The 4,321-nt window shown below is 61.5% G+C and carries 5 protein-coding genes and 1 pseudogene; all 6 read right to left on the bottom strand.

What is annotated here, in order from left to right:
• Window positions 1-166: 166 nt before the first annotated feature.
• A pseudogene (locus VF515_07580) lies at window positions 167-403 on the bottom strand (hypothetical protein).
• Window positions 400-1,293, bottom strand: coding sequence for a F0F1 ATP synthase subunit gamma (locus VF515_07575; GenBank protein HEX7407497.1), 894 nt, complete (start codon window positions 1,291-1,293; stop codon window positions 400-402). The pseudogene VF515_07580 and the gene VF515_07575 overlap by 4 nt, the downstream one beginning before the upstream one ends.
• Window positions 1,290-2,885 (bottom strand): alternate F1F0 ATPase, F1 subunit alpha, encoded by a 1,596-nt coding sequence (locus VF515_07570; protein ID HEX7407496.1) that lies wholly within the window; start codon window positions 2,883-2,885, stop codon window positions 1,290-1,292. The genes VF515_07575 and VF515_07570 overlap by 4 nt, the downstream gene beginning before the upstream one ends.
• Window positions 2,875-3,720: a F0F1 ATP synthase subunit delta gene (locus tag VF515_07565; protein ID HEX7407495.1), complete on the bottom strand. Its 846-nt coding sequence runs from the start codon at window positions 3,718-3,720 to the stop codon at window positions 2,875-2,877. Before VF515_07565 ends, VF515_07570 begins: the two co-directional genes overlap by 11 nt.
• 3 nt (window positions 3,721-3,723) lie before the next feature.
• Complete coding sequence (locus VF515_07560; protein HEX7407494.1) at window positions 3,724-4,005, bottom strand: F0F1 ATP synthase subunit C; 282 nt, start codon at window positions 4,003-4,005, stop codon at window positions 3,724-3,726.
• A 31-nt stretch (window positions 4,006-4,036) separates the two neighbouring features.
• Window positions 4,037-4,321, bottom strand: a 285-nt coding sequence (locus VF515_07555) for a F0F1 ATP synthase subunit A (GenBank protein HEX7407493.1), incomplete at its 5' end; no start/stop codon positions are given.

Here is a 4,321-nt window from a genome sequence, read left to right as displayed (position 1 = left end):
CTCCTCTCCCCGCTCCGACTGCTTCCGGCTGCAGCGACCCTTTGCCGGGTGGGACTCACACCCACTGGAAACCGCCGTCTTTGCACGGCACACCAACGCCTCGCGGCGTAGACGCTCGTTCGAGAAAGTGCCACTGTCCAGGTCATAACCAACCCCCCGCCAAAACCCGCTCGCTGGTCAGCGTTCGTTCTACCGCCGCGGCACGCGGCATAAATCCCCGCTCGACAGCCACCGGGTAAGCCGCCAACGCGAAGCCGGTAGCGGCAATACTGGCAGGCCAATCTGCTGCGGTCTTGTCGATCACCAGCCCGTTGTTTGGATTCATCTCATGCAGAAAGTAGCTGAATGATTCGTGCTGAAGCATTTCCAGCTCAGCGTCGGCGACTGTGCCAACGTGCATCATTTCTCCTCTACGCTCAGCGCTTCGAAGCCGGAGATGACGTCGAACAGTTCCTCGTCGATGCCACTCTGGCGCAAACGATGGAATTTCCCGTTGAGGTCCTCCAGCAATTCGTCGATGTTTTTGTCGGCGCGTTGCATCGCCGCCAGGCGGCTCGCGTTCTCGCTCGCGAGGGATTCGGCGCACGCCCGGAAGAGCGAGACGAAAAGATATTCGCGGATGAGCGCCCGCAAGGTCGCGGTGCCGCCACCCATGACCTCGGGCAAGTTTCTTGTCGGCCAGCGAAGTTCGGCCAGCTTGCGTCGCCAGTTTTCGTCCAGCGGTAGCAGTCGCTGACTGACGGGCGCATAAACCGCCCCGGACGTGGGGCGGTTGTAAAAGAGGTGGAGTTCGGTGATTTCACCCTGGCTGTGGCGCGTCTCGCTCTCCACGAGAATCTGGCCGACGAGCGGGGTGATGGCCTTGACGGAGTTCGGCACCGTGAAGAGTCCCATCAGCGGCAGGCCCGCGTCCGCCAGGCGCGCATGAACGCGCTCACCGACGGCCCAGACCTCGGGTTTGGCCGGCAGAGCCGTCAGCGTCTTGACCGCATAATCGGCCACCACCTCATTAAACTGGCCCACCAGTCCCTGGTCTGAACCGAACACGACCGCGCCAATCGCACCCGCAACTGTCTGTCTTTTCCGTTCTGCAATCAAGGGCGCCGGCCCGCTTTCCCGGAAGCATGCGCCCAACCCCAGCTCCACAGTGCGATAGTAGTCGGCCAACGCACGCACCGATTTCTCGTATTGTCCGATGCTCGAGGCGGCCACGGCCTTCATCGTGCGGACGACGGATTGGAGATCCCCGGCTCCGCCGATCTTTCGGCGCAGACTCGCCGTGGTGTCGCTCATGACTTCTCCTCGGGTTCACGCTTAGGCTCGGCCTTGGCCTCAGGCTTGGGTTCGGCTTTGGATTCAGGCTTGGGTTGGAAATGGGCGAGCGCTTGGCGGGCGATTTGGATAATCGTTTCACGGTCCTCGTCGCTCAATTTTTCGGCGGTATCCAATCGCTCGCGCACCTCCGCCGGGATATCCGCCGCCGCCTCGCGTAGGGCGTGCTCGGCGTCCGTCATCTGGTCAAGCGGCACGCGGTCGAAGAGTTCTGCGGTCAACGCCAGCAGCACGGCGATTTGCGCGGGCACGGACACCGGGGCGAATTCCGGCTGTTTGAGGCAGGCACGAATTCGCCGTCCGTGCTCGATGATCTTGCGGGTGTCTTCATCCAGGCGGGCTCCGAACCGGGAAAAGGTTTCGAGTTCCTCGAACTGCGCGTAGGCGAGCTTGAGGTCGCCCGCCACTACGCGGTAGGCCGCGCGCTGCGCTTTGCCACCAACGCGCGAAACGGACTTTCCGACATCGGCCGCGGGCAGCACGCCCAATTCGAATAGCGACGGCGAGAGGTAGATCTGCCCATCCGTGATGGAAATCAAGTTGGTCGGAATATAGGCGGAAATGTCCTGCGCTTCGGTTTCGATGATGGGCAGCGCGGTAAGGGAGCCGCCGCCGAGTTCCTTGCGCAAGTGCGTCGCACGTTCGAGCAACCGCGAGTGGATATAAAAGATGTCGCCGGGAAACGCTTCGCGACCGGGCGGACGGCGCAGCAAGAGAGAGAGTTCGCGGTAGGCGCGCGCGTGATGGGTGAGGTCGTCGTAGACGATCAGCACATCTCGGCCCGCTTCCATGAAAGACTCCGCGATGCTGGTCGCGGCGTAAGGAGCGATGTAAGCGAGACCCGGCGGGTCGTTGCCCTCGGTCACGACGACGATGGTGTAATCCATCGCGCCCTTTTCCCGCAAGGTTGCCACGGCCTTCGCGACGGCGGACGCGCGTTGACCGATGGCACAATAAACGCACAGGACATTCTGGCCGCGCTGGTTGAGGATGGTGTCGATCGCAATGGCGGTCTTGCCCGTCTGGCGGTCGCCGAGAATCAACTCGCGCTGGCCGCGCCCAACGGGAATGAGCGCATCGATGACTTTGAGGCCGGTCTGGAGAGGCACCGTGACGGGCGCGCGGTCCATGATGTGCGGTGCCGTGCGTTCGATGGGTAGGCGCGCGCTGGAAACCACCGGGCCATTGCCGTCCAGAGGCCGGCCCAATGGATTAATAACGCGTCCGACCAATCCGTCTCCCACCGGCACGTCCATCACGTGCCCCCTGCGTTCGACTTCATCGCCCGCATGCAACTGCCAGTAGTCGCCCAGCAGAACGATGCCGATTTCGTCTTCATCGACGTTGAATGCGATGCCATACAAATCGCCGGGAAACCTCAGCACCTCCTCAAAACCCACCCCGGGGAGGCCGGAGACTTTTGCGATGCCCGTAGCGATGCTCGTGATCGTGCCCACTTCCCGTGGCCTCAGTTGCGGCGTGAATGCTTCCCGCACCTGGCTTATTCCAGCAAACGCGCTGTCGAACACGTTCTGGAGACTCTCAGGTTCCATGTTCATGGTTCTTTGTTTCGGGCTTAGGTTCTTCAGGTTTAGGCTCGGCTTTGGCCTCAGGTTTAGCCTCGGCTTTGTCCTTCTCTTTCAGGAGTTCATCGACGCCTTTTTCCAGCGACACCAGATAATCGGCGATGCTCCACGCCACCTTTTGTCCATTCGTGGTGAGTTCAATGCCGCTGATCAGATCTGGCGCGGTCTCGAACCGGATGTGGATTTCGGCCGAGAAGGTTTCGTTGAGCGCATTTTGTATCGCCGCGCGTTGTTCCGCAGGCAGGTCAAACGCGCTGCGCACGAGCGCGGGGTCAGACGCTGTCTTCAGGGCCTCGGCGAGGCCTGCTTTCGCCTGGCCGTCCATCTCTCGCAAGCGGCGAGTGAACACCTCGCCCAGGCGTTCTTCCAAACTCGTCGTGGCGAGATCCGTCAGCGCCTTTCGCGCGATGGCGAACACTTCCTGCTGGGTCCGGCGACGGATGGCTTGATTTAAGTTATGGGCGTCGTTTCTCAGCGTTTCCTGTCGCTTGGCACTCAAGGCGTCGGCCGCTTGCCGCGCTTCGTCGAGGAGCCGCTGACGTTCGGCTTTCGCCTCTTCCGTCGCCTGGCTCAAGAGTGTGGCGCGCTGCTGGTCGAACTCCTCGTTCTTGTGCTGGAACTCGTCGCGCTCCTTTTGGGCTTCGGCCTTTTTCGCGTCGGCGTCCGCGAGTTCCGTAGCGATCCGCTTCTCCCGCGCGTCGATGGCGTGGAGGATGGGCTTGTAAAGAAAACGCTTCATCAACCACACCAGGATGACGAAGTTGAGCGCTTGCGCACCGACGGTGAACCAATCGATGAGCATAGGTTACTTCCCTGCGGTTTGGGCGATGACGTGATTCCAGAACGGGTTGGCGAACACGAGAATCATCGAGACCACGAAGCAGTAGATGGCCATGGACTCGATCATCGCCAGACCGACGAACAGGGTCCGCGTGATGGTGGCGGAGGCGTCGGGCTGCTGCGCTAGAGAACTCAATGCCGTGGCGACCGCACGCGCTTCGCCGAGCGCAGGTCCGAGACTCCCCAGGGCGATCGTCAGGCCGGCGGTGACGATTGAAGCGATTGCGATGAGCGTCATGCTATCCATGGTGCATCCTTTCGTGGTTGGCGGAGTTGTCTCAGTCCTCGGGCCTTGGCTCCGGCTTGCGGACACGCGTGGCGGCCGCGATGTAAACCGCGGCCAGGATGGTGAAAATATAGGCCTGCACCATGCCGGTTAGCAGACCGAGCACCGTCATGACGATCGGAAAGATGAAGGGCGTGATGGTGAGCAGAATAGCGATAATCATCGCCCCGCTCATCATGTTGCCGAACAGGCGGACGGCCAGGGCCAGGGTGCGCGAAAGCTCACTGATGATGTTGAACGGCAGCATGATGAACGTCGGCTTCACGTAGGACTTGAG

Source organism: Candidatus Binatia bacterium (genome assembly GCA_036382395.1).
Lineage (GTDB): Bacteria > Desulfobacterota > Binatia > HRBIN30 > HRBIN30 > JAGDMS01.
This window is presented reverse-complemented; position numbering and strand designations above follow the sequence as displayed.